The sequence below is a fragment of the Polynucleobacter necessarius genome (assembly GCF_900095215.1).
Taxonomy (GTDB): Bacteria; Pseudomonadota; Gammaproteobacteria; order Burkholderiales; family Burkholderiaceae; genus Polynucleobacter; species Polynucleobacter necessarius_H.
In genome coordinates this window covers 54,008-79,023 of the sequence record NZ_LT606949.1, presented here as the reverse complement: position 1 = coordinate 79,023, position 25,016 = coordinate 54,008, and the positions used below count along the sequence as shown (strand labels likewise).

Genomic DNA, 25,016 nt, shown 5'->3' with positions numbered 1-25,016 from the left:
GTTTACAAATGCCAGCCTGGATACCAGGCAGTTATCTCATTCAGGACTTTAGCAAGCATATAGAGTCAATTGAGGCTTTTTCAGCGGACAGCACTAGGAAAAAAGTTCCGCGCGAACGGATTGATAACGATCATTGGCGCTTGCCACCAGTCAATGGCCCTATAGAAGTACTCTCTACCGTTTATACATTCGACTCATCAGTACGTGCAGCCTATCTAGATACTGAGCGCGCCTTCTTTAACGCAAGCAGCCTCTGTCTTGCGGTCAAAGGACAAGAGCATTTACCTTGTTCTCTTGCCATTGCCGAGCCTAAAGTTGCCTTTGCCGACCATTGGATGATTCAAACCACCTTAAGAGCAGTCAAAACTGATGATCGTGGCTTTGGTTTTTATTTGGCACAAAATTATGATGACCTACTTGATCACCCTGTCGCGATGGGTGAGCTTCAAATGGTTCACTGGAAATCAAATGGGGTTGCTCATCGCATGGCTATTCAGGGATGTAATCACATCGTTTATGCTAAACGCCGCGCGGACGATCTTGAGGCTATTTGCACCTCCACTATTAATCTCTTCGAACCCAAATCTAAGCGCGCCCCATTTGGAGAGTATCTCTTCTTAGTCAATGCAGTACTAAATGGCTATGGCGGCCTTGAACATCGTAATAGCACCGCGTTACTCTGTCGACGAGATTAAATCCCGCAGGAAAATATCCTCTTTGAAGAGTCTGCCTACAGGGAGTTTTTGGGTTTATGCAGTCACGAGTACTTTCATGCATGGTTGGTTAAGCGCATTCAACCAAAAGCTTTTCAGCCCTATGCTCTAGCAAAGCGCAATCACACACGCTTACTCTGGCTGTTTGAGGGCTTTACTAGCTACTACGATGATCTGCAACTATTGCGCAGTAAACGAATTGATATCAAGACTTCTTTAAAGCTTATTGCAGGCAATTGGAATGGCATCTTGCGCGGTCATGACCGTCAGAAACAAAGCCTTGGACAGCTCATTTGACGCATGGACTAAGTATTACCAGAGCGATGAAAACACCCCCAATGCAGTCGTGAGTTATTACGGCCAGGGGGCTTTACTAGCGCTCGGCCTTGCTTTGCAAATTCGCGCGTTCACTCAAAATAAACAATCACTTGATGATCTCATGCGGCTCATTTGGCGCAAGCACGGCATCACTTTAGATGGCATTTCGGAAGGTGGCCTAGATGAAGCCATTCTTGAATTGCTAGGAGCCGGCTTTAGCAAACTTTGGAATGGGATACAAACCCGTTATGTATTTGGCGTTGAAGATATTCCGCTACAAAAATGGATTGGCTCAAACCGGGTTGTGGTAAAATCAAAAACCCTATAAACCCTCGAAAAATTGAAGTTGCAATTTGGTATGCGCCATACAGATGCAAATGGCTGGCTGAAGATCGCCCATGTACTGGATGATGGGATTGCTCAAGCCCCAGGCCTAGCAGCATGGGACTTGCTCTCGAGCGTTGACGGACAGCGAGTTACCAGCCCGCGCTCGGACAAAGTATTGGGTAGCCTCTCTGAAAATGCCCATGCTCGCATCACTTTTTATCGAGACGATATTGAGCATGAGCGCATGGTTTCCTTGCAAGCCTATCAAGCACCCACACAATATGAATTAACGCTAAAGAAAGATGCTTGATTGAAATTGAAAGCCTTATTTTCAAAAGACGATAGCCCAAGTGATTGGCAAGAATTGCTCGGAAACTATTTCGAATCATCGGATTGGCAATCTCTCGAAAAGAATTTGCACACCGCTCTGAATCTTGATCCGAGTATGGTGAGACCTGAGCCCCAACACTTTTTTAAAGCACTCAAACTTACTCCCGTAGATTCTGTAAAAGTAGTTATTTTGGGACAAGACCCTTATCATTCAGCAGGCTTGGCGCAAGGATTGGCTTTTTCTATTCCTGCCGAGATTGCAGTGCACTCTCGAGAATTTCCCAGTTCGCTACGCAATATCAGCAAAGCGCTTGCGTTGGAGGGTTTTGGTCATTTGCCCAATGGTGATCTGCACGAATGGGCTAAACAAGGAGTACTCCTTCTAAATACTGCCCTGAGCGTCAAACTTGGTGAAGCTGGTAGCCACACCAACCTTGGCTGGAAAAGCCTCATTGATCATTTAATCAGCGGGCTATCTAAAGCTAGACCACATTTAGTGTGGATGCTATGGGGTGGTCATGCCCAATCCAAACTACCTCTCATTGAAAATGGCCAAGACCAATTTGTATTGCAATCCTCCCACCCTTCAGGCTTGGGCGTATACAAAACAGATAAGCCTTTTTTAGAACCCGGTGCCAAAGCAAGCTGCAATCACTTCACAATAGCCAATCAATGGCTTACGGAACACAAAAGCCGCCCTATAGACTGGTAAAGGGCGCTCAGACGGACTTCTTTATCTAGGGCTGTAAATACACGGGCCAGTGCACAAGAAGCAAAAATAGCAGTGCCCCACTCCAGAATTTGCGCAGACTGGAAAAAGCCACAGTATTGCCCCAAATACGAGCTTGCGGTAGCTGAAATAAATCCAATTCAGAAGGCAATCAAGATTTTTAGAGGTTTAAACCCGAAGGAAGGTCTGGGATAAACAATCCAGGCTGACACCCCAGAAATACCCCCAATCACCAGAAAAGCCAAAAACCCCATTGATACCCCAATTAATGCTGCCATCAAATCTATAATCGCCATTATGAAGTTGTTGACACTCGGCATCAATCATCACACAGCGCCGGTCGCCATTCGGGAAAAAGTCGCCTTTGACCCTGAATTTCTTCAAGAAGCATTGCACGATCTTCGCCAACATTTAGTTGGCGCGAATCATGCTGGGCTGCCCGAAGCCACTATTTTGTCGACCTGCAACCGCACCGAGGTCTATTGCGCCGCCAACGATGACAATGCAGCTGGAATCTTGCATGAAGCGACTTTTGATTGGCTCGCTAAAACTCAGCAACTCGCTCCTAGTAGTCTGGAGCCCCACCTTTATTCTTTCCCGCAATCCGATACGGTACGACACGCTTTCAGAGTCGCCTGCGGATTAGATTCCATGGTGATTGGCGAAACTCAAATTTTGGGTCAAATGAAAGATGCGGTTCGCACCGCGAATGATGCTGGTGTTTTGGGAACTTACCTCAACCAACTCTTTCAGAAAACTTTTGCGGTAGCCAAAGAGGTGCGCGTCTCAACAGAAATCGGCGCTCACTCCATTTCAATGGCAGCAGCATCGGTTCGCCTCTCTGAGCGTATCTTTGAAAAAATTTCAGATCAAAAGATTTTGTTTATTGGCGCTGGTGACATGATCACTCTATGCGCGACGCATTTTGTCGCGCGAAAACCTAAAAATGTCGCGATCGCGAATCGCACCATTGAACGTGGTCAAGAATTAGCAGACTCCATTGCCGCGCAAGATGTCAAAGCCGAATCCCTCAAGCTCTCAGAGCTACCGGGGCGACTGCATGAATTCGACATCATTGTTTCTAGTACCGCATCCTCTCTACCCATTATTGGCCTTGGCATGGTGGAAAGCGCTCTCAAACAACGGCGCCATAAGCCGATGGTCATGATTGACTTAGCGGTGCCTCGCGACTTTGAACCAGAAATTTCCGGTCTCGATGACATCTATCGTTATACAGTGGATGACTTGGGAGTCATGATTCAGACGGGCGCCAACTTGCGTCAAGCAGCCGTTAGTCAAGCAGAGGCGATTATCGAAGATCGCGTTGGCAACTTCATGCATTGGATGCAAGGCCGCAACGCTGTGCCACTGATTCAGGATATTCAGCAACAAGGTGAGCGACTGCGCCAACTGGAACTCGAACGCGCGATGAAGCGTTTAATGCGCGGCGATGATCCACAAGAAGTCCTCAATGCCATGGCGCAAGGTCTTACCAACAAATTCTTACATGGTTCACTCCATGCGCTGCAACACTCGAATGGCGCTGAGCGTGACGCCTTGATTAAGTTGTTACCTAAATTATTCGCCTCGCATTCCAAGTCAGAAGACCATTAGATGAAGCCCAGCATACGGGCTAAGCTAGACCACCTAGACACGCGCTTAGCCGAACTCAACTCCCTTTTAACTTCTGAAGAAGCAACCAAAGATATGGATGCTTATCGAAAGCTCACGCGCGAACATTCCGATATTGCTACTGTGGTTGAGCAATTTTGCCTGTACAAGCAAGCCGAGGCTGATGCTCAAGCGGCAGAAGAAATGCGCAAAGACCCGGAAATGAAGGACTTTGCGGACGAAGAGCAAAAGCAGGCTCTTGCTACGATGGAGGTGCTTGAGGGTGCCTTACAAAAGCTCTTGCTCCCCAAAGACGAGAATGACGAACGCAACGTCTTCCTAGAAATCCGGGCGGGTACTGGCGGAGATGAGAGCGCGTTATTTGCTGGCGATCTGCTGCGCATGTATACCCGCTTTGCCGAACGCCAAGGTTGGAAAGTGGAAGTAGTAAGCGCCGCCGAATCGGATTTAGGTGGATATCAAGAGGTGGTCTTGCGCATAGTGGGTCAATCCGTCTACTCGCGCCTCAAATTTGAATCTGGTGGTCATCGCGTGCAACGCGTTCCCCAAACCGAAACTCAGGGACGCATTCATACCTCCGCCTGTACTGTAGCTGTTATGCCTGAAGCAGATGAGCTTGAAGCGGTCAAAATTAATCCTGCTGAATTGCGTATTGATACCTTCCGCGCCTCCGGCGCTGGCGGTCAGCACATTAATAAAACCGATTCCGCGGTTCGCATTACTCATTTGCCCACTCGCACAGTAGTAGAGTGCCAGGATGATCGAAGCCAGCACCGCAATCGCGAGCAAGCGATGAAAGTTTTAGTTTCTCGCATCATGGATGCGCGTGAACGCGAACAACATCAGCTCGAGGCGCAGACCCGTAAATCCCTTATCGGCTCAGGCGATCGTAGCGATCGTATTCGTACCTATAACTTCCCGCAAGGTCGCATTACCGACCACCGCATCAACCTCACCCTCTACAGGATTGATGCCATGATGGATGGTGATATTGATGATCTTTGCAATGCGCTCGCCTCTGAACATCAAGCGGCATTGCTTGCCGCTTTTGGCGATAACTAAGTCATATCTAAACGATCACTAAATCTGTGAATGCCGATTTAAGCCTACGCTCACTATTGAGCTCCTCGGCAATTGCTCCTGCTGAAGCAAAAATTCTGATGGCTTACATTCTGGAAAAGCATTACCAACTACCGCGCTCTGCACTACTCTCGCGCGATGATATGCAACTTCATGCGGAAGCCTTAGCGCACTGGAAGGATCTTGAAACCAGAAGAGCAAATGGAGAGCCTATCGCTTACCTAGTAGGTAAAAGAGGTTTTTATAATATTGAGCTCCGTGTTGCTCCCGGCGTTCTTATTCCACGTCCTGAAACTGAACTTCTGGTTGAAATTGGCTTACAAGAAATAAAATGCTTGGGCAAACCCGCAAGTATTCTGGATCTTGGCACAGGTTCAGGGGCAATTGCCTTGGCGATTGCGCATGAGGCCTCCCAATCCCTGTTCACCGCAACGGATCAATCGATTGCAGCTCTAGAGATTGCTAAACACAATGCGCAACTATTAAATGTAGGCGCAAGAGTAATATTTCTTCAGGGTAGTTGGTACCAAGCCCTAGAACCGCATTACTTTTTCGACATCATCCTCAGCAATCCGCCATACATAGACTCCCAAGACATGCATCTGAGTCAAGGCGACCTACGCTTTGAGCCACTCTCAGCGCTTACCGACCACCAACATGGATTGAGCTGCCTGGAAACGATTATTTCTGGAGCCAAGCCGCACCTCTCTCCCAATGGCTTGATTGCAGTGGAGCATGGTTTTGATCAATCCGAAGCCGTTGTTAATCTAATGAAGCAGACAGGCCTTCATGACATTCAAACCCATTTGGATTTAGGCGGCCATTACCGTGTTGCCTCAGGCAGAAAATAAGGCGAAATAACCTTTTTTCGCATTAAGTCTTAAAATCAAATAAGCCCGAATTGCAAACCATCTTAGCAATAAGATCGCCTTACCGAATATAGATAGAGAGAATTTATGGACACACAAGCTCAAATTAAAGAAATCGTTACTAGCCATCCCGTTGTTCTATTTATGAAGGGAACTGCGCAGTTTCCTCAGTGCGGCTTTTCTGGCAATGCCGTGAATATCTTGCGTGCTAGTGGTGTTGAGAACCTTCACACCGTAAACGTATTAGAAGACGCCGAAATTCGTCAAGGCATTAAAGAATATACCAATTGGCCAACCATTCCTCAGCTCTATATCAATGGTGAATTTATTGGCGGCTCTGACATCATGACTGAAATGTTTCAGTCTGGTGAACTGCAAAAACTCGTTAAAGCGTAATTGATCTTTTCACTGAGACTGTTGATGCTGTGACGTTTGACCTAAGCTCCCTTCTGTTGTTTGGCCTGTCTTTTGGAGTCTGCGCAGGCCTTTTAGTTTATGCCTTGAATCTACGCTCCGCCCTCAATCGCGCGGAGTTACAAGTCCAAACAGAGCAAGCTCTAGCTCTTAGCTTGCGCACCGAGCGCGATCAGGCACTGCAAAACGCAATCCGCCTAGAGACTGAATTGGATTCAGAACGCAAACAAGGATTGGGGAGAATTGAGTCGCTCAATGAAGCGAAAGAAGCCTTAACAAATCAGTTTAAAAATTTAGCCAATGAAATCTTGGAGGATAAGTCCAAGCGTTTTACAGAACAAAACGCAGCTAGCTTAGATGCCCTACTAAAGCCTTTACAAACTAAGCTTACTGAATTTAAAGAGCAAGTCAGCACCTCGTATGGCAATGAAGCTCGCGAACGCCACGCCCTCAAAAGTGAAATTGAGCGCTTAGCCAATCTCAATCTGAGAATGTCAGATGAGACACGCTCTCTAACGCAGGCCTTAAAAGGCGACTCCAAAGTTCAGGGTAATTGGGGTGAGCTAGTACTGGAGTCTATTTTGGAGTCCTCTGGCTTGCGTAAAGGTGAAGAGTATGTGGTCCAGGACAGCCATACGCAAAGCGATGGTTCACGCCTCCAGCCTGACGTTGTGATTAAGTTGCCCGAAGGTAGAAGCTTGGTGGTAGATAGCAAAGTCTCGATCACCGCTTACGCCCGGCATACCGAAACTACCGATCCCGCCACCGCTGAACAAGAGCTGGCGGCACATATTCAATCGCTACGCCAGCACATCCAAGGGCTTTCTGGAAAAAACTATAGCTCACTCTATGGCGTGGGCTCAGTTGATTTTGTGTTGATGTTTGTGCCAATTGAGCCTGCATTCTTGCTTGCACTGAAGACTGCGCCGAATCTATACCAAGAAGCGCTTGCGAAAAACATTGTTTTAGTTTGCCCAAGCACTTTAATGGCCACGCTTAGAACGGTTGCTCATCTGTGGCGACAGGATCATCAAAATCGCAATGCTCTAGAGATCGCAAAACAGTGTGGCAATCTCTACGATAAGTTTGTTGGTTTTGTTGATGATCTAGAGACACTCGGTCAACGCCTAGATCAAGCGCAAACCAGTTATCACGACGCGTTTAATAAACTCAAAACGGGTAAAGGCAATCTCATCCGCTCTGCTGAAAGAGTCAGAGACCTCGGTGTCAAGCCCAGTAAAAATCTAGCTGCGCCGTTACTTGAATCCTCATCGAACTTTGAGTAGCTAACATCTAAAACGTAAGAATATTACAAAAATAAGCAAACAAAAATCCCGCCTAGTTCACAATAAGCGGGGTTTTTATTTAAAACTGACTGCTGAATTTACTCTTAATCAACGATCAATTAAGCAGCTTTACGGCTACATGATGCAGGTGTAGCGGCTTTCTGCACTTGAGCGATTTGACCTTGTACAGACTCAATGGCTTGCTCAGCAGTTTTCTCTGCAGCTGCTAATGCTTCTGTACTAGCGGCACGGAACTGCTCGAAACCTTGCAATGCGCTACCGTATACAGTCTTGAATGAAGACAAGAAAGCATCAGAGCCTGCAGGCGCGTTAGCGGCTACAGTGTTGATCCAATCTTGGAAACCGTCTTGCAATTGGTCGATGCTGGCATCAACTACGTTTACAAATTCTTTATTGCTATCACGCAATACTTTGTTTCTTTTGATAAGCAACAGCTTGGTTACCAGAGGCTTGAAAAGAATCGACAGTAACAATCTCAGTAACTTGCTTTGGATCTTTAGCAGTCAACACTTGTTGAATACCAGCTTGAGCATTTATCAATACATCTTTAGAAGCTGCGTAGTGCAACTCAGCCAATTTTTGAGCATTTTCCAAAGCAGCTTCGCTCAAAGAAAATGTAGCCTCTAGGCCTTTGTTGCTAATTTGGGACAATTTAGCGGTAATTTGGTCTTGGTTCATGTATTTCTCCAGCAATTAAGTGGTACAAATATCTATTAAGCGCACGATTTGTGGAAAATTTCAGACGCCTTAAATATTGCACTGCACCATGAAACTGTAACCGATGAAATGTGACAAATCAAGAAATTTTTGCTGCTTTGCAACAAATTTATGCTAAATAATCAATAGCTAATGATAAAAAAAGGATTCTCATTCCTATCGAAAAGTGGCTATTGCAGCCTGCTTTGGCACCTTTTTAGAGTGGTATGACTTTCTGACCTTTGCCAGTCTGGCGGTGGTTTTTGCGCCCCTCTTCTTTCCAGTCAGCGACCCGAATACAGCCATTTTGGCAAGCCTGGCAACCTTTGGGGTTGGTATGGTGGTCAGACACATTGGAGCAGCTCTATTTGGCTCCATGGGCGATCATATCGGCCGAAAGCCTGTATTTATGATCACCATTGCCTTAATGGGGATTACGGCGGTAAGCGTAGGATTTTTACTCACCTATTCACAAGTTGGAATATGGGCACCCATCTTGCTTGTCAGCCTACGCCTTCTCCAATGGCTTTATGCAGGCGGCGCAATCGGTGGAAGCGCAAGTCACCTCACCTAGCATACCGGCAATGAATACAGAGGATTTAAACCAGCTTCCTCCAGCTCATGAGGCCACTAGGAATCCTAGTCTCCACCTTGCAAATTGCCTTGCTTAGACACTACCTATCACAAGAAGAATTTCAGGCCTGGGGCTGGCGTGTGCCATTTTGGATTTCGATCTTGTTACTGATGATTGCATTTAAAGTCCGAATGGCATTAGAGGAGACGCATGTATTTTTAGAACTAACAGAGCAAGGTCAAAAAAAAACTGAATCGCAACTGCTCAATAACTTTAGGGATGCTGAAATCAGAAAAAGAATGTTCTTACTTTTTCTTTGCGTTTCGTCAAGCGGCGTCATTTTATTTTTCTGCGTTCAAGTTTATGCATCCATATTTTTAAAAACAACAGTGCAGATTTCAACAGCACTTGCAGATCAACTCAGCATCTACGCTACGCTTGCCCTCCTACCGCTCACTATTTCGGCGGGCTGGCTATCTGACAAGCTTGGCAGGAAACCAGTTGTAATTAGTGGATTGATATTCGGTGCGCTACTTACTCTTCCAGCCTTTGATTTGCTGGAGAAGATTGGAGTAAATGCAAAAGATGGAAACAACTTATCCGTAATCTTGCTTGGAATCATTCTAATTGGCTTATCGGCAATACTGGCCTTAGTGGTAGACCCACAAACTGCCTTACTTGCCGAGTTATTGCCAGCTAGATCCAGAAATAGTGCGGCAACACTTCCGCATAACCTAGCCGCGGGCTGGATTGGTGGACTACTTCCATTGATTGTGACGTGGATAAATCAACATTGGGACAGTAGTGTTGCGGGTCTGTGGTATCCAACTATTTTTCTAGCAATTAGCGCGACAATCGCCATTAAGTATCTACCAGAAACACAAATAGAGAAAACTTAACAAGTTGAATTAATTTATTGGCGAAAGAGAAATTTTTTAAGACCACAGAACATTATTGAATAAAAATATTTTCTGCGGGCAATCCATTTATATACAGTCTATAAGCCTACTCAAAGGCATCTTCCAAGCTTCTGTTACATGACTCTATATCAAACAAAGGCGCTCTCAACCGATTGGCAGCCAACTTCTCTTTAAGGGCAACAATTCGAGGCAAATCCAATCCAAGCGCAAGTGCCAACTCTTCATACTCATCTTGAGAACTGCAAACCAGTTCAGGCAAACCAACGGCCTTTAGTAGGCTTCCACCCATCCTAGACGAAAATGGTTTTCCCAGGAATGTGAGAACCGGCAATCCAGCCCAGATCGCATCACTAGCTGTAGTGCCTGCATTGTATGGCGAAGTATCTAAAAATAAATCTGCTATACGGTAACGAGATAAATATTCCGCCCTCGGCAAACGTTCTGCAAAAAATATTCTGGATGCATCAATTCCACGATCACCAAATTCCAGTAGCAAATTGCTCTTTACCGTATCATCTTCCGCATGAAGAAGCATTATGCTTTTATCAACCCACAACAATATTTTTACCAAACTATCCAAAATACTTGGAGTGAATTTGTAATTATTGTTAAAGCAACAATAGACAAATAAATCCTTGAGTATACCAAACTCCTCACGAGTAAAAATTCTTTCTGAAATTTTGCGCTTAGGATCGTTAGCCTGATAACTAGGTAAATAGATAATTTTCTCTGAATACGCATCCCTACAGTCAGGCGGAATAATTATCTCATCAGCAATGATGTAATCGAAATAGAAAGCAGCCATCGTCCCCAAATAACCGATATAACCAATCTGAATTGGAGCCGCGCGATAAGCAAAAATACTCGGGCGAGAATTCTGAGTAATTCCACCAAGATCAATGGCAATATCTATCTTCATCTCCATTGCTAACTTGGCAACTTCAAGATCACTTTTAGATGACACATCTATAAATTGGTCAAAACTGGCTTTTAGACGCTCATGCATTTCATCAGACCTATCTGAGCCCATAAAAAAGGTGATTACTTCAAAGCGATCTTTGTCATGCGCTTCAATTAATCCAGCAATTAAAAATGAAACAGCCTGATTTCTAAAGTCTGGAGCAAAATAACCCAGACGAATTTTTTCATTTCTAATGGTTTTACCAAGTCCACCTAAATCACTTTTCGCGGGGTACTCTGCACTCATATAGCTTTGAGTCACATCCCTAATTATTTCAGGTGAATTGCAAATAGAAAGGATGTGAAAAGGATAAAACAAGTCTTTGCGGGCAATATCACCCCGCTCTATCTTCTGAAGTCGCCCCTTACTTCCACCCCAGTCACACAACTGCATCTTGCAGCTTAGATAGGCGGCTAAAGCAAACTCATTGTCCCAACCCAATGCCATAGCCTTTTCATATGCCGCCAGGGCAAGCTCAAGTAAATTGAATTTCTTAAGCGCATTACCCGCATTGCCATAAGCCTCTGCATAATTTGGCTGCAATGCAATGGCGCGATCATAGCTTTTTACCGCATCCTCATAACGATTTAAATCCTGATGTAGATTGCCTATGTTGTTATCAGCCTCTGCATAATTTGGTTGCAAGGCTATTGTCTTTTGATAAGCCTTTAACGCCGCATCGAATTGCTTGAAGTCTTTAAGCACATTGCCGATATTACTATGGGCCAGCCAATTATTCGCATCAACTTTAATTGCTTTATCTAGCGCCTTTCATGACGCCTGCAAATCCTTTTTAAAGGCATATGTAACGCACAATAAACGCAACACCTCTGAATTCTTTTTGGCCAAAGTCAATGACTGCTTGAGTAATCGCTCTGCACTTTCCAAATCTCCATTTTGGAGATTGCCTACTGCCAGTGTTATTAGATTATTAATAAGTACGTGCATATGAAAATTCTAATTTATTAATTAGCAAGGCCCGCTGAAAATGAAAAAGCTTCTAAGTGATTACCTAGAAGCTTTTAGAATTTGGTGCCCCTTGTCCGACTCGAACAGACCACCTACTGATTACAAATCAGTTGCTCTACCAGATGAGCTAAAGGGGCAACGGTTGATATTTTAGCCTATTTCACAATCTTCAAGGACGGTCTTGCAGTTTTAGGCTTTTCTGGGGCATTGTCCTCAGAATCGGCCATGTGAATATCTCGAGCCTGGGCCGGATCGAATGGAAAGGACATGCCTTGACCATTCTCCCGGGCGTAAATAGCCAGAACATGAGTGACGGGCACCATAATTTTTCGTGGAATTCCACCAAATCTGGCCTGAAAGCTAATCCAGTAATTTTCCATCTGCAGCTGATGGCACGCTTCCAGAGAGAGATTGAGCACGATCTCATCGTTTGTAACAAACTCCATGGGCACTTCCACCCTGGCGTCTACAAATACAGCAATGAAGGGCGTAAAACCAAAATCCGTGCACCACTGATGAAGAGCACGGATTAGGTAGGGTTTGTTGCTTTGGATGCCAGACATACTGACTCGTCGTGAGCCGCTAGGAAAACTTAGCGGCGCATTACCTTCTCAGAAGGTGTCAAAGCTTCAATATAGGCAGGTCTGCTAAAAATACGCTCAGCGTATTTGAGGAGAGCAGCCGCATTACGTGAAAGATCAATGCCGTAGTGCTCAAGACGCCATAACAACGGCGCAATCGCAACGTCTAACATAGAGAACTCATCACCCAACATGTACTTATTTTTTACAAAAATAGGCGCCAGTTGAGTCAAGCGATCACGAATCGCTAAACGCGCTTTTTCATGAACCTGTTCAGCAGCCTGACCCTTTTCATTTTCTAAAGCGGCAACGTGTACAAATAACTCTTTTTCAAAATTGAAGAGGAAGAGACGCGCACGTGCACGAGCAACCGGATCAGGCGACATCAATTGCGGATGAGGAAAACGCTCATCAATATATTCATTGATGATGTTTGATTCATACAAAATGAGGTCACGCTCAACCAAGATAGGAACTTGGCCGTACGGATTCATTACAGAGATGTCTTCTGGCTTATTAAACAAGTCAACATCGCGGATTTCAAAATCCATGCCTTTTTCAAAAAGCACCAAACGGCAGCGTTGCGAGAATGGACAGTTAGTACCCGAGTACAACACCATCATAAATTTATTTCCTTAAATTTCTACTTCAATACAACAAACGCACAGCAGCGTTAAATCTTCTTACCAATGGGCCCCAGACACAGGGCTCACCAAACTCAATTAATGAATGTCTTTCCAATAGGCTTTGTTCAAGCGCCAAGCCAAGATGGTGAAAATTGCCAAGAACAAGAGCACTATTACACCAAGACGCTTGCGCTCTAACTGAACTGGCTCAGCCATCCATGACATAAAAGCAACCAAGTCAGCAATGTTGTCGTCGTACTCTTGTGGCTTCATAGTGCCAGGGGTCAACTGCTCAAAGCCAACAAATACTTTCTCTGTCCTGCTTTCGTCATGCGGGTCTTTGTGCTCTTCAAACTTCGCGGCACGCTCACCCTGCATCTGCCAAAGCATATGTGGCATACCAACGCTTGGGTAAACCAAGTTATTCCAACCCGTTTGAGTGGTGTCGTCTTTGTAGAAAGTGCGGAAGTAGGTGTAGAGCCAATCCGTCCCACGAGCACGAGCCTCAACTGATAAATCTGGAGGGTTCTTACCAAAGAGAGCCTTGCCTTCTTCTGGCGTCATGGCGATGGTCATCAAATCACCCACTTTGGCGTCAGTCAAAATGAGGTTGTCCTTAATTTGCTGATCAGTCAAACCAATGTCGCGTAAACGGTTGTAGCGCATGCTTGAAGCCGCGTGGCAGTTCAAGCAATAGTTCACAAACAACTTTGCGCCATTTTGCAATGATGCGTTACTACTTACGCGATCAGGCGCTTTATCCAGTGGAAAGCCACCTTCGTTTGCATTGGCGCTAACACCAACACCAAGGGCCGCGACCAATACTGTTGCTTGGCAGACGCCCATCAAGGTTTGCAAAATTCGTTTCATACTAGTTCCTAGTTTCTCTTTTGGTGTCTAAATTAATGGGGCTTAAAAGTAACGCGTGTAGGAACTGACTTGAATTTACCAAGCGTGCTCCAGAACGGCATTGCCAAGAAGAAGCCCAGATAATAAATAGTGCATACCTGAGAAATCTTTTCAAATACTGGTGATGGTGGTTGAATACCTAAGTAACCCAAAATCACGAAACTCACTACGAACACGCCATAAATATATTTATGGAACTGAGGACGATAGCGAATTGATTTCACTGGTGATCTATCGAGCCAAGGCAAGAAGAACATGATCACAACTGAACCGCCCATGATCACGACACCCCAGAACTTCGCATCAAATAAATAGAAGCCGCCAGCCAAAATTACCGCGATTGCTACGCAAACAACCTTGACTCGTCTGTCTTCAGAAGATGTAGCAAAAATTCCCAGAATAACTGCCAAGAAGATCCACAAAGGCAACAAGAAGTTTGTTGTAGTCGCACGCAGCATGGAGTAGAACGGCGTGAAATACCAAACTGGCGCAATGTGCGGAGGCGTTTGCAATGGGTTTGCGGGAATGAAGTTATTTGCTTCAAGGAAATAACCGCCCATCTCTGGAGCGAAGAACACGATGCAAGCAAATACCATCAAGAATACGCCAAGACCAAATACATCATGCACGGTGTAATAAGGATGGAAAAGAATGCCGTCAACCGGGTGGCCATTCGCATCCAAGTTCTCTTTGATTTCCACGCCATCTGGATTGTTAGAGCCAACTTCATGCAAAGCAATGATGTGAGCTGCAACCAAGCCAATCAAGACCAATGGAATAGCAATAACGTGGAATGCAAAGAAGCGGTTGAGGGTTGCATCACCCACAACGTAGTCGCCACGCAACCACAATGAAAGGTCTGGACCAATAAATGGAATCGCGGAGAACAAGTTCACGATAACCTGGGCGCCCCAATAGGACATTTGACCCCATGGGAGCAAGTAACCGAAGAATGCCTCACCCATTAAGCACAAGAAAATTGCGCAGCCAAAAATCCAGATCAATTCACGTGGCTTGTGATATGAGCCGTAGATCAAACCACGGAATATGTGCAGATACACCACCACGAAGAACATAGATGCGCCAGTGGAGTGCAGATAACGAATCATCCAGCCCCATGGAACTTCACGCATGATGTATTCGACGGATTCAAACGCCTTGGCTGCATCAGGCTTGTAGTTCATCACCAAGAAAATGCCGGTGATGATTTGCAAAGCCAATACAACGATCGCTAAAGAACCAAAAAAGTACCAAAAATTGAGGTTTTTAGGTGCGTAATACTCGGTTAAGTGAGCCTTAATCGAGGAGGTCAAAGGAAAACGGGAATCAACCCAAGCTAAGACCTTCTGTGCAACTGGAGCGTCCGCTGGGACTTCTTTTTCGTGGAATGCCATTTATCTCTCCTTAGGCCTTCTTATCGTCGCCAATCAGAATCTTGGTGTCGCTCAAATACATATGTGGCGGCACTTCAAGGTTATCTGGGGCTGGTTTGTTTTTAAATACACGGCCTGCCATATCAAATATGGAGCCATGACATGGGCAAAGGAAGCCACCTGGCCAAGTATTTGGCAAGGATGGTTGAGCGCCCGCCTCGAATTTTGGCGTTGGGGAGCAGCCTAAATGGGTGCAAATACCAACAACTACAAGGTATTCTGGCTTGATAGAGCGCCACTGATTCTGGGCATATGGAGGCGTAAATTGAGCTGGATCACGCAATGAATCTGGGTCAGCCAATTCGCTATCGATCTTGGATAACTCAGCAACTTGCTCAGGAGTACGACGAACCACCCAAACAGGCTTGCCGCGCCATTCAACCATTCTCATCTCATCTGGCTGCATACCAGCGATATCGATTTCAACAGCGACTCCAGCGGCTTTCGCGCGCTCAGAAGGCTCAAAACTCTCCACAAAAGGGTAGAGGGCAGCGGCTGCGCCTACGCCTCCAACCGCCGCAGTGGCGATCAACCAGTTGCGGCGATCCTTGTCCATACAGGGCTTGTCACTCATTTTTACAAAATTCCTAGAAAAGGGTATTTATGGGTGGAAATTGCTTAAAGGTAGGATTTTAAAGTAAAAAGTGGGGTAAGCAAGAAAGTTATGGGGTTAATCTGGATCTAAATTCAAAGGAAGGCATTTATGGAGCGTTTTAAAGGAGTTTCGGGACTTTGCCGTCAAGGGTAATGTGATTGCTTTGGCAGTCGGCGTCATTATTGGCGGCGCCTTCGGAAAAATCGTCGATTCTCTAGTAAATGACATCGTTATGCCGGTAATGTCCACCTTTTTAGGGGGCCATATCGACTTTACGAACCTTTTTATCGTCCTCGGACATGTCCCAGAAGGGGTGCCGAGAACATTTGACGCTCTCAAAAAGACAGGAGTGCCGATTTTTGACTATGGCAATTTCATTACCATCTCGATTAATTTCATCCTGTTGGCTTTCGTTATTTTCCAAATGGTCAAGGTGGTCAACAAAGTTCGACCAATGGATGCACCCCCTCCCCCACCAGTTCCGGAGGATGTGGTCTTACTTCGTGAGATGCGTGACAGCTTAAAAAAATAATTTGTCCTCAAATATTGCCCAAGCAACACAGACGCAATCTCAACTCATTTTTCAAAATGGCTTGAGATTGCTTCAACAAGGCAAGCTCGAAGAAACGGATAAACTTTTTTTAGATGCCTACGCACTAGATTCAAAAAATGTGGATGCGCTTAATCTTTTGGGCATTCGCTCATATCAAAAACAAGATTACAAAAGTGCATTGGATTTTTTAAACCAAGCAAATCTGATTCACCGCAATTCTCCACACACATTAAGTAATTTAGGATTGACGCATAACGCACTCTGCGAATTTTCAGAAGCACTTCATTTTTTTGATCTGGCCATTGAGTACGATCCCAATATTTCCAGAGGCTCACAATAATCGGTGGAACGCCTTAAAAAGCCTCGAGAGAAATATTGAGGCTAACGAGGCCTATGAAACTGCCATTACCCTGCGACCAAACTATGCCGAGACTCTCAGCAATCAAGACGCCTTATTTTTGGAATCGGGTAAGCCAGAAAAAGCCATTGCCTTATTTGCAAAAGCCATTCAAGCCAATCCTAACCTTGCAGTTGCTTATCACAATCTAGGCAATGCTTTTACTCATATGCAGCGCTATGAAGATGCGTTTCAGTGCTTTGAGCGCGCTCTGCAAATTAATCCTGGATCTCTTGATGCCTGCCTTAATTTTGGTAATAGCTTAAAGAAATGCAAGCAAATTGAAACGGCAATTGATTGCTATCAGCACGCCTTAAAAATACACTCCAATAGCGCGAAGGCATTTTATTTATTAGGTGAATCCTATGACGACACTGGCGATAGCGCGTTAGCAAAAACATATTTAGCCAAATCTTTAGAGCTTGACCCAATAAATGTTGAAGCGCACTTTGCATTAGCCATCTCACAAATTCCCAAGGTATATAAACATGCAGATGAAATACGTGATTCAAGGTCAGCATTTACAAAGCAGCTTGACGCATTGGAAAGCCTAGCACTCCATAAAATCTCAATGGGGAAAAATGACCACGATATTGGGCAAGCACCCCTTTTATCTGGCCTATCAAGATGAAAATAATAAGTCCCTGCTGGCCAAGTACGGCACCCTGTCAGTAGGGCGCGCGCCCTGCAGCAAAAGATAAAAGTCTCACCTCAATCTATCGGAAGATCACCCAAAATTCAGATGGGAATTGTGGGGTGCTATTTCTGCGACCATCCAGTCTGGCATGCCATCACCAAAGGTTGGGTACACCACCTCAATAATGAGCAATTTGAGCTTCACATCTTCAACACCAATGGCCTAGAGGATGAGCAAACTCAGCTAGCCAAATCCAGGGTCTCCAGTTATAACAATTGCGGAACTGATGTTGTAAGCGCAGCGCCAGCAACCGCAGATCAACATCTTGATGTGATTCTTTATCCCGAGATTGGCATGGATGCTGTAAGCAAAACCCTTGCCTGTTTACGCTTAGCGCCCATTCAAGCGGTAAGTTAGGGGCACCCAGAAACAACAGGGCTCTCAACTATCGATTTCTATTTATCCGCCCAACTCATGGAGCCAGATAATTCACATGACTATTACAGTGAAGAGCTCGTTGCCCTCCCCAATTGAGGGACCTACTTTGAATATGAGCCTGTAAATACAGTCGATCCAAATTTAGAAAAACTGGGAATAGATTCACAATCACCCATCTTATTGTGTTCGGGCTCTCCCTCAAAATATTCTCCACTACATGATCAGATCCCGGTCCAGATCGCCAAAAGACTTGGTAATTGCCAATTTGTCTTTTTTAACTTCAATGAGAATCTCACCGCCATTCTAAAAGAACGTCTCTATACGGCTTTCGAAATGGCGAATTTAAACGCCTCTCAATTTGTTCACTTCATTCCCTTTTTGAAAAGGACAGAGGTTCATGGCTTGATTCAAACATCCGATCTGTACCTCGACACCATTGGCTTTGCTAGATTGAATACAGCAATTCAAGTGCTTGCTTGTAACTTACCCGTGATGACGACAGAGGGAACCAAGATGCGCGGCCGCTTAGCCGGCGCCCTTCTCAATAAATTAGATTTAAAAGAATTGGTATGCAAATCCGATTGGGAATATATTGATAAAACGGTTGAGTTAATTCAGAATCGAGAACGACTTAATGTAATTAAAGAAAAAATTTCTCAAACTCAAAACATCTTGTTTAATGATTTAGAGCCCATTAGGGCATTGGAAAATTTTCTACTCAAACAGATGCAAAAATCAACTCACTAAAGTGCGCCTCTAATGAACTCCTCACTCAATAAATATTGGCTCCTATTTGCGCAAACTGTCACCATCATGCTGGCAGCCCTATTTATTGTGGCAACTCTAAAACCAGAGTGGCTTTCGGAGTCTAGAATTGGTTCTTTTGTAGAGACTGTCTCATTAAAAGAAAGTGGTTATGACGGCCAACTAAGCCCAGGCTCTTATCACGAAGCTGTAAAACGTTCGATGCCGGCCGTTGTCAATATTTTTACCAGTAAAGCCTCTAATAAGCCTAGAGCTCGTAAGGGCGCCAACCCCAATTCCGCAGATCCTTTGTTTAAGTTCTTCTTTGGAGATCAACCACCAGAGGAAGAGCCTAGCTCTAGCTTAGGGTCTGGAGTTTTGGTAAGTCCAGAAGGCTATATTTTGACCAACCATCATGTCATTAGCGATGCAGATGATATTGACGTTACTCTATCAGATGGCCGCAAGGTAAAAGCACAGGTCATTGGTAGCGATCCTGAAACTGATATCGCTGTATTGAAGATTGATGCCAAACAGCTACCCACTCCAATCACACTAGGAAAAGTTGAATCGGTGCACGTTGGGGATGTGGTTCTCGCGATCGGCAATCCTTTTGGGGTCGGCACAACCGTTACTTCAGGGGTTGTTTCCGCATTGGGTAGAGATCACGTCGGCATTAACACTTTTGAAAATTTCATTCAAACAGATGCGGCAATCAACCCCGGAAACTCCGGTGGCGCCTTAATTGATACTCGCGGCAATCTGATTGGCATCAATACCGCCATTTACTCCAATAATGGCGGCTCTATGGGCATTGGATTCGCCATCCCAATCAACCTTGCCAAACAGGTCATGGAGTCAATTCTGTCGAATGGCAGCGTCACCCGAGGATGGATTGGAGTTGAGCCGCAAAACCTTTCTAAAGAGCTTTCGGAGTCTCTGGGATTGCCCGCCAACACCCAGGGAGTATTACTTGCAGGGGTGCTTGAAGGAGGTCCAGCATCACGGGGTGGAATCAAGCCAGGTGATGTTCTGATTGCCGTCAATGGCAACCCAACAAAGGACGTCAGACAGCTTCTTAATCAAATTGCACAGATCGCACCTGGCAACGAAGCTAAGTTAAAAATCCTTCGTAAGGACAAAGAAGTGGAATGGACCGTTCAAACTGGCAAGAGACCTAAGCCAAAAAAATTATCCTGAAAATGGTGTCTTTAAAAGACGTCCAGTTACATCTTTAAATTTTGTTAATTATTTCTACCAAAACTATCTTGAAAAATTTTGAAACTGCAAAAGCATTATTTTTGGATGGAATCGATTTACTTCAACAGAAACAATAGTTAGAGGCTGAAATAAAATTTCAGGAATCCTTGAAATTGATTCCTGATAGGATATCAACCCTGCTCAACCTATCAGCAGCACAAATCGCATTAAATAAATTTAGCGATGCCATAGCTAATTTATCGACCGCTATCAAAATCGATATGAATTGCGCTGAAGCCTATTTAAACTTGGGGCTAATTCAAGTAAAACTCAAGAACTTTGAATCTGCTTGTCAACATTTTATTGAAGCCATCAAGTTTAATCCGAACTATCCAGAGGCTTGGTCCAATAAAGGCAATGCCCTAAACGAACTTAAACGGCATGAAGAGGTCATCGCTTCTTATGAGCAAGCAATTAAATTAAATCCTAAAGAGACACCATTTTTAGGAAACCTATTACACTTCAAAATGGTAATTGCGCAATGGGATCGTTTTTCCTATGACTTAGAGACAATCACCAGCAAAGTAGCATTAGGTCAAGACGTGAGCGAGCCATTTCCACTGCCCTCTCTCCTTGATGACCCTAGCCTGCACTTGATGGCTGCAGAGACTGTGGTTAATAATAAATTTCCCAGCAAAAATACACTTCCCCCAATATCAAGAAATTCGCATTCAAAAATTCGTATTGGGTATTTCTCACCCGATTTTAAAAGCCACCCATTGCTAATGGCAGAGCTTTTTGAACTTCATAATCGTAACCGCTTTGAAACGTATGCTTTCTCACTGCAGCCCGCTAATCAAAATGATCCGTTGCGCCAAAGACTTCTCAATGCATTTGATCATTTCTTAAATGTTGAAAATAAACTTGACTTAGAAATCGCACAACTCTCAAGAGATCTCAAAATTGACATTGCGATCAATTTAGGCGGCCATACTCAAAACTCAAGAATGGGCATTTTTTCATATAGGGCTACCCCAATCCAAGTGAATTACCTTGGCTACCCTGGGACGTCGGGAGCCAACTATATTGACTATATTATTGGCGACAAAATACTAATCCCAACCCACTCCCAAAAATTTTATACAGAAAAAGTGGTGTGCTTGCCAAACAGTTATATGGTGGATAACTCAATAAGACTACCGTCAACCAAACAATTAACTAAAAACGATTTTGGTTTGCCAGATAATAAATTTATTTTTTGCTGCTTCAATAATAGCTATAAATTTAACCCACAGACCCTACAAAGCTAGGAAAAAATTTTACTCAAAACCCCCGAAAGTATTTTGTGGATCTCCGAAAATAATGGCTCATTTAAGAAAAACTTTCTTAAAGAGTTTTCAATGCTTGGAATTCCATCTGAACGTATCATTTTTACTAAATACTTAAACTCTATGGGAGGAGAACATTTAAAGAGATATGGCCTGGCAGATTTATTTTTAGATACGCTACCATTTAACGCTCACACCACTGCGGTAGATACATTAAAAGCTGGCGTACCTACTCTTACATTACCGGGCAAATCTTTTGCTAGCAGAGTGGGCTCAAGTCTTTTGACTGCGGTTAATCTTCCCGAGCTAATTTCGCCCAATCAAGAAAGTTATGAAGCACTTGCGATTGAACTTGCGCATCACCCAGATAAATTAGCAGAGATCAAACAAAAGCTAATACGCAAGCTTTTGAATGCGCCCTTATTTGATACCCCATTATTTACTACACATCGTGAATTAGCTTGCGAACAGATGTATCAAAGATATCAAAACGATTTATTGCCAGACTATATTGCAATTAATTAGCCAGACATTCATTTGCTTGATATAAAAAGTTAAAGGCTTCGAATATCTATGGCAGCATTATTTTTGACAAGAACTCCTTAGCCCTGGATGAATGCGCTTCACGGCTATAAAAAACTCATCTTTACTGCAATCTTCTACGATGCGGCCTTGATCCATAAAGATCACTCGATCACTGACTTTTCTAGCAAAGCCCATTTCATGGGTGACGCAACACATAGTGATACCTTCATTCGCCAGCTTGACCATCACATCCAAAACCTCACCAACCATCCCAGGATCTAAGGCCGATGTGGGCTCATCGAATAACATAACGATAGGATCCATACTCAGCGCCATCACAATCGCAACGCGTTGCTGCTGCACCCCAGATAGCTGACCAGGAAACTTGTCCTTCTGCGCCAATAAACCTACACGCTCCAGATATTGCAGGCCGTGACTCTTTGCCTCTTCACTACTCCGCCCAAGGACCTTCATTTGCGCCAGAGTTAAGTTCTCAGCAACACTCAAATGTGGGAATAGTTCAAAGTGCTGAAATACCATTCCCACCCTAGCGTGCAATTGCGGCAAGTTTATTTTAGGGTCATTCATGCAATTGCACGCCATCCACAATAATTTCACCTTCCTGGAAAGACTCTAAAGCATTAATGGTTTTAATCAATGTCGACTTACCCGATCCAGAAGGCCAGCAGATAACCACAACTTCACCTTTCTGCATCGATGCAGTGCAGTGATTTAAGACCTGAAATGATCCAAACCACTTAGAGACATTGCGAAGTTCAATCATGTTGTTTGAATCACTCAGAATTAGTTAGCGAATAATGGCGACTTTGGCATGAATCTTGCGAACCATTTTTGAAAGCGAGAAACAGATAATGAAATAGGTAAAAGCGGCCAGAATATAAGTCTCGATCGGGCGACCATAATTTTTACCCGCGATCTCAAAGCCTTTAAGCAAATCATATGCTCCGATTGCATAAACCAATGAAGTGTCTTGAAACAAGATGATTGTCTGTGTCATAAACACTCGAATCATATTGTTGAAAGCCTGCGGCAGAACAATAAAGCGCATATTTTGACCATAGGTCATACCCAACGCCTCAGCGGCATAGCCCTGCCCACTTGGAACCGACTGAATACCGGCACGGACCATTTCAGAAAAAATGCGGCCTCAAAAGCGATGAAGGTAATGGTTGCGGAGAGATCCGCTCCAATGGGACGCCCAATCAGCATGGGAATTAATAAAAAGAACCAGAGAATCACCATCACCAGAGGAATCGAGCGCATGGTATTTACATAAAACGTAGCGGGATAAGCAAGAGCAGGCTTACCGGATAGGCGCATTAATGCCAGAATAGTGCCGACCACAATTCCACCAATAGTTGCAATCACTGTTAACTGAATACTAAAGAGCCAGCCCTTCAAAATGTAATTTGTGAAGAGTTCCCAGTTATAAAAATTTAGATCGAGCTCAAACATTTAGTGTGATACCCCCTGCATCATTAGATTTGGCGATAAATCCTGGGATGCGCGATTTTTTCTCAATTAGCGCCATGAAACGATTCACCGCAAATGCCGATGAAGCGTGCAACAACGTCACTGCCAAGTAAATTTCAACTCCATGCGATGTTTCTTCTTGAGTCTGCATTGCAAACAAGGTTAACTCCGGCACCGAGACTGCGAATGCGACAGAAGAATGTTTCATCAAATTCATGCTCTCTGAGGTAAGCGGCGGAATAACAATTCGCAAGGCCTCAGGCAGAATTACATAGCGGTAACTTTGTGAGGCGGTCAAACCCAATGCCGTGGCAGCCATGCGCTGCCCACCAGGCAATGACTCAATACCAGCCCTAACCTGCTCCGCAATTCGGGCGGAGGTAAAAAATCCTAAAGCAATGCTGACCAACCAATATGATGGCAGAGCCTTTAGAGGTAGAAAAAATGCGGGAACAACGTGCTACCAAAGAAATACTTGAGCTAGAACGGGGGATATGTCTAAATAATTCAACCCAAGCCGTAGAAAAACGTATAAGCCATTTATTCGCATTACTTGTATCAGGCAGGGTGCGCAAAGTGCCGAAGACTGCACCCAAGACCAGGGCGATGATCAAACTTAAGCCAGCAACCGCCAAGGTCCAGCCCCAAGCCTTTATCAACCAATCTAGATAACTAGGATCAACATTCTGACTAAGACCGAAAATCGATGAAAAGCAGTGTTCTACTAACTCACCATCTAAGGTGCTTTTACAAAAAACCCCTAAATCTAGCGCCATTATTTCTTTTGATACTCTTCGGCGGGTTTATCGTTGAGATTGGCCCACGCATTTTTAGTTGCAAGCGATAACTCGAGACCAACCACAATATTTTTCGGTGGAATGGGCGATAAGAACAACTTATTCCAAAGCTTAGGCATATTTCCATGCTTCACAATCTTATCAATTGCTTCATTCACTGCGGCCTTGAACTCAGGATCATCCTTGCGAACCATAATTGCGATAGGCTCCGTACTCAATACTTCACCAACAATCTTGTAATCTTTTGGATTTTTTGAATTCGCAATATTGCCAGCCAAAATAGAGCCATCCATTACGAATGCATCTGCGCGGCCAGACTCCAATAACAAGAAGCTATCAACATGATCCTTGCCAAAAACCTCATCACAATTAACCCCATTGGCTCTTTCATGTTGACGCAATAACTGAACCGATGTTGTGCCTGTTGTAGTTGCTACTTTTTTCCCAGCCAGCTGAGAAATCGAATTCATTCCTAAATTTGCTTTCACGGCAATACGCGCCTCTTCAACATAGAGCGTATTCGCAAAGGAAACATCCTTTGAACGAGCCAGATTATTAGTAGTTGTGCCGCACTCGATATCCGCGGTACCGTTTTGCACTAAAGGAACCCGATTCTGCGAAGTCACAGGTTGGTAATTAATTCGCAGGGTTCCCAGCGTTCAACGATCCTTAATAGCAGCAAAAATCATGCGGCAAATTTCAATATGATATGCATCAAAACGACTATCGCCAGTGGTATAGGACATCGGAATGGAAGATTCACGCACACCCATAGTGACTGGGACAGAAGTTTTTATCTTCTCAATGGCAAGCGTTGAGGCCGCATGCGCCCCAAGAGCAACAGAAGCAGTGGTTATGGCCAAAACCCAACGTTTCAAATAGAGATTCATACGCTCATCCAAAGTTTTATATTCATACG

The 25,016-nt window shown here is 44.4% G+C and carries 25 protein-coding genes, 1 tRNA gene and 6 pseudogenes; 19 read left to right on the top strand and 13 right to left on the bottom strand.

All coding sequences use genetic code 11. The features are described 5' to 3' along the window. Positions 1 to 8 precede the first annotated feature (8 nt). The 9 genes and pseudogenes from DXE35_RS09930 to DXE35_RS00485 all read left to right on the top strand — a co-directional run bounded on the left by DXE35_RS09930 (position 9) and on the right by DXE35_RS00485 (position 7,699). Entirely contained in the window at positions 9 to 695 is a 687-nt protein-coding gene (locus DXE35_RS09930; RefSeq protein WP_231969892.1) for a M61 family metallopeptidase, read from the top strand. Between the two features lie 48 nt (positions 696 to 743). Then, a pseudogene (locus tag DXE35_RS09920) lies at positions 744 to 1,359 on the top strand (M61 family metallopeptidase). 30 nt (positions 1,360 to 1,389) lie between these two features. Further along, positions 1,390 to 1,668 carry a PDZ domain-containing protein gene (locus tag DXE35_RS09915; RefSeq protein ID WP_231969889.1) on the top strand — a complete coding sequence of 93 codons (279 nt, stop codon included), beginning with the start codon at positions 1,390 to 1,392 and terminating at the stop codon, positions 1,666 to 1,668. Beyond that, entirely contained in the window at positions 1,669 to 2,400 is a 732-nt protein-coding gene (locus DXE35_RS00515; protein ID WP_231969888.1) for a uracil-DNA glycosylase, read from the top strand. 315 nt (positions 2,401 to 2,715) lie between these two features. Then, positions 2,716 to 4,032, top strand: a complete 1,317-nt coding sequence (gene hemA / locus DXE35_RS00505; protein ID WP_114689179.1) for a glutamyl-tRNA reductase — start codon at positions 2,716 to 2,718, stop codon at positions 4,030 to 4,032. Continuing rightward, entirely contained in the window at positions 4,033 to 5,112 is a 1,080-nt protein-coding gene (prfA, locus tag DXE35_RS00500; RefSeq protein ID WP_114689178.1) for a peptide chain release factor 1, read from the top strand. It abuts the gene before it with no gap. A 56-nt stretch (positions 5,113 to 5,168) separates the two neighbouring features. Next, positions 5,169 to 5,981, top strand: a complete 813-nt coding sequence (gene prmC, locus DXE35_RS00495) for a peptide chain release factor N(5)-glutamine methyltransferase (protein ID WP_231969887.1) — start codon at positions 5,169 to 5,171, stop codon at positions 5,979 to 5,981. A 105-nt stretch (positions 5,982 to 6,086) separates the two neighbouring features. Further along, complete coding sequence (grxD, locus tag DXE35_RS00490) at positions 6,087 to 6,395, top strand: Grx4 family monothiol glutaredoxin (protein ID WP_114689176.1); 309 nt, start codon at positions 6,087 to 6,089, stop codon at positions 6,393 to 6,395. Between the two features lie 104 nt (positions 6,396 to 6,499). Beyond that, the gene (locus DXE35_RS00485) at positions 6,500 to 7,699 is read left to right on the top strand and encodes a DNA recombination protein RmuC (protein WP_231969886.1); all 1,200 of its coding nucleotides are present in this window, start codon (positions 6,500 to 6,502) and stop codon (positions 7,697 to 7,699) included. A 119-nt stretch (positions 7,700 to 7,818) separates the two neighbouring features. Here the strand turns inward: DXE35_RS00485 and DXE35_RS00480 are convergent, their stop codons facing one another. Further along, positions 7,819 to 8,127 carry a hypothetical protein gene (locus tag DXE35_RS00480; protein WP_114689174.1) on the bottom strand — a complete coding sequence of 103 codons (309 nt, stop codon included), beginning with the start codon at positions 8,125 to 8,127 and terminating at the stop codon, positions 7,819 to 7,821. Continuing rightward, positions 8,120 to 8,398 carry a phasin family protein gene (locus DXE35_RS00475; RefSeq protein ID WP_114689173.1) on the bottom strand — a complete coding sequence of 93 codons (279 nt, stop codon included), beginning with the start codon at positions 8,396 to 8,398 and terminating at the stop codon, positions 8,120 to 8,122. Before DXE35_RS00475 ends, DXE35_RS00480 begins: the two co-directional genes overlap by 8 nt. Positions 8,399 to 8,603: 205 nt before the next feature. On the opposite strand from DXE35_RS00475, the gene DXE35_RS09395 reads away from it, so the two are divergent. Further along, entirely contained in the window at positions 8,604 to 8,990 is a 387-nt protein-coding gene (locus tag DXE35_RS09395; protein WP_197713910.1) for an MFS transporter, read from the top strand. A gap of 77 nt (positions 8,991 to 9,067) precedes the next feature. Further along, a complete protein-coding gene (locus DXE35_RS09390; RefSeq protein WP_197713909.1) occupies positions 9,068 to 9,889 on the top strand; it encodes an MFS transporter in 822 nt (273 codons plus the stop codon). Positions 9,890 to 9,995: 106 nt separating this feature from the next. On the opposite strand, the gene DXE35_RS00465 is transcribed toward DXE35_RS09390, so the two are convergent. The 7 genes from DXE35_RS00465 to petA all read right to left on the bottom strand — a co-directional run bounded on the left by DXE35_RS00465 (position 9,996) and on the right by petA (position 15,963). Next, complete coding sequence (locus DXE35_RS00465) at positions 9,996 to 11,576, bottom strand: O-linked N-acetylglucosamine transferase, SPINDLY family protein (protein WP_114689172.1); 1,581 nt, start codon at positions 11,574 to 11,576, stop codon at positions 9,996 to 9,998. A 325-nt stretch (positions 11,577 to 11,901) separates the two neighbouring features. Then, positions 11,902 to 11,977, bottom strand: a tRNA-Thr gene (locus DXE35_RS00460). An 18-nt stretch (positions 11,978 to 11,995) separates the two neighbouring features. After that, positions 11,996 to 12,403 carry a ClpXP protease specificity-enhancing factor gene (locus tag DXE35_RS00455; RefSeq protein WP_114689171.1) on the bottom strand — a complete coding sequence of 136 codons (408 nt, stop codon included), beginning with the start codon at positions 12,401 to 12,403 and terminating at the stop codon, positions 11,996 to 11,998. Positions 12,404 to 12,432: 29 nt separating this feature from the next. After that, on the bottom strand, positions 12,433 to 13,044 hold the full coding sequence (locus DXE35_RS00450; protein ID WP_114689170.1) for a glutathione S-transferase N-terminal domain-containing protein: 612 nt from the start codon (positions 13,042 to 13,044) through the stop codon (positions 12,433 to 12,435). A gap of 99 nt (positions 13,045 to 13,143) precedes the next feature. Continuing rightward, positions 13,144 to 13,917, bottom strand: a complete 774-nt coding sequence (locus DXE35_RS00445) for a cytochrome c1 (protein ID WP_114689169.1) — start codon at positions 13,915 to 13,917, stop codon at positions 13,144 to 13,146. A gap of 32 nt (positions 13,918 to 13,949) precedes the next feature. Next, positions 13,950 to 15,350, bottom strand: a complete 1,401-nt coding sequence (locus DXE35_RS00440) for a cytochrome b (protein ID WP_114689168.1) — start codon at positions 15,348 to 15,350, stop codon at positions 13,950 to 13,952. Between the two features lie 10 nt (positions 15,351 to 15,360). Beyond that, positions 15,361 to 15,963: a ubiquinol-cytochrome c reductase iron-sulfur subunit gene (gene petA, locus DXE35_RS00435; protein WP_114689167.1), complete on the bottom strand. Its 603-nt coding sequence runs from the start codon at positions 15,961 to 15,963 to the stop codon at positions 15,361 to 15,363. Positions 15,964 to 16,093: 130 nt separating this feature from the next. Between petA and mscL the strand changes: the two are divergent. The 8 genes and pseudogenes from mscL to DXE35_RS00395 all read left to right on the top strand — a co-directional run. Further along, positions 16,094 to 16,516 (top strand): annotated as a pseudogene (mscL, locus tag DXE35_RS00430) (large conductance mechanosensitive channel protein MscL); the annotation flags it as partial. Position 16,517: 1 nt separating this feature from the next. Continuing rightward, positions 16,518 to 16,877, top strand: a complete 360-nt coding sequence (locus DXE35_RS00425; RefSeq protein WP_114689165.1) for a tetratricopeptide repeat protein — start codon at positions 16,518 to 16,520, stop codon at positions 16,875 to 16,877. Then, positions 16,840 to 17,565 carry a tetratricopeptide repeat protein gene (locus DXE35_RS00420; RefSeq protein ID WP_162784916.1) on the top strand — a complete coding sequence of 242 codons (726 nt, stop codon included), beginning with the start codon at positions 16,840 to 16,842 and terminating at the stop codon, positions 17,563 to 17,565. The genes DXE35_RS00425 and DXE35_RS00420 overlap by 38 nt, the downstream gene beginning before the upstream one ends. Positions 17,566 to 17,685: 120 nt before the next feature. Then, positions 17,686 to 17,988 (top strand): hypothetical protein, encoded by a 303-nt coding sequence (locus DXE35_RS00415; RefSeq protein ID WP_162784915.1) that lies wholly within the window; start codon positions 17,686 to 17,688, stop codon positions 17,986 to 17,988. 354 nt (positions 17,989 to 18,342) lie between these two features. Beyond that, on the top strand, positions 18,343 to 18,756 hold the full coding sequence (locus tag DXE35_RS00410; RefSeq protein ID WP_114689162.1) for an O-linked N-acetylglucosamine transferase family protein: 414 nt from the start codon (positions 18,343 to 18,345) through the stop codon (positions 18,754 to 18,756). 12 nt (positions 18,757 to 18,768) lie between these two features. Beyond that, positions 18,769 to 19,953, top strand: coding sequence for a Do family serine endopeptidase (locus DXE35_RS00405; RefSeq protein ID WP_114689161.1), 1,185 nt, complete (start codon positions 18,769 to 18,771; stop codon positions 19,951 to 19,953). Positions 19,954 to 20,120: 167 nt separating this feature from the next. Then, a complete protein-coding gene (locus DXE35_RS00400; RefSeq protein WP_114689160.1) occupies positions 20,121 to 21,263 on the top strand; it encodes an O-linked N-acetylglucosamine transferase, SPINDLY family protein in 1,143 nt (380 codons plus the stop codon). A 6-nt stretch (positions 21,264 to 21,269) separates the two neighbouring features. Beyond that, entirely contained in the window at positions 21,270 to 21,806 is a 537-nt protein-coding gene (locus tag DXE35_RS00395) for an O-linked N-acetylglucosamine transferase family protein (protein WP_114689159.1), read from the top strand. Positions 21,807 to 21,852: 46 nt separating this feature from the next. Here DXE35_RS00395 and DXE35_RS00390 read toward each other — a convergent pair. From DXE35_RS00390 to DXE35_RS00375, 4 pseudogenes are all read right to left on the bottom strand, one after another. Next, positions 21,853 to 22,590: pseudogene (locus DXE35_RS00390) on the bottom strand (amino acid ABC transporter ATP-binding protein). Between the two features lie 24 nt (positions 22,591 to 22,614). After that, a pseudogene (locus DXE35_RS00385) lies at positions 22,615 to 23,282 on the bottom strand (amino acid ABC transporter permease). Next, a pseudogene (locus tag DXE35_RS00380) lies at positions 23,275 to 24,076 on the bottom strand (amino acid ABC transporter permease). Before DXE35_RS00380 ends, DXE35_RS00385 begins: the two co-directional pseudogenes overlap by 8 nt. After that, positions 24,076 to 24,975 (bottom strand): annotated as a pseudogene (locus tag DXE35_RS00375) (amino acid ABC transporter substrate-binding protein). Before DXE35_RS00375 ends, DXE35_RS00380 begins: the two co-directional pseudogenes overlap by 1 nt. Between the last annotated feature and the right edge of the window lie 41 nt (positions 24,976 to 25,016).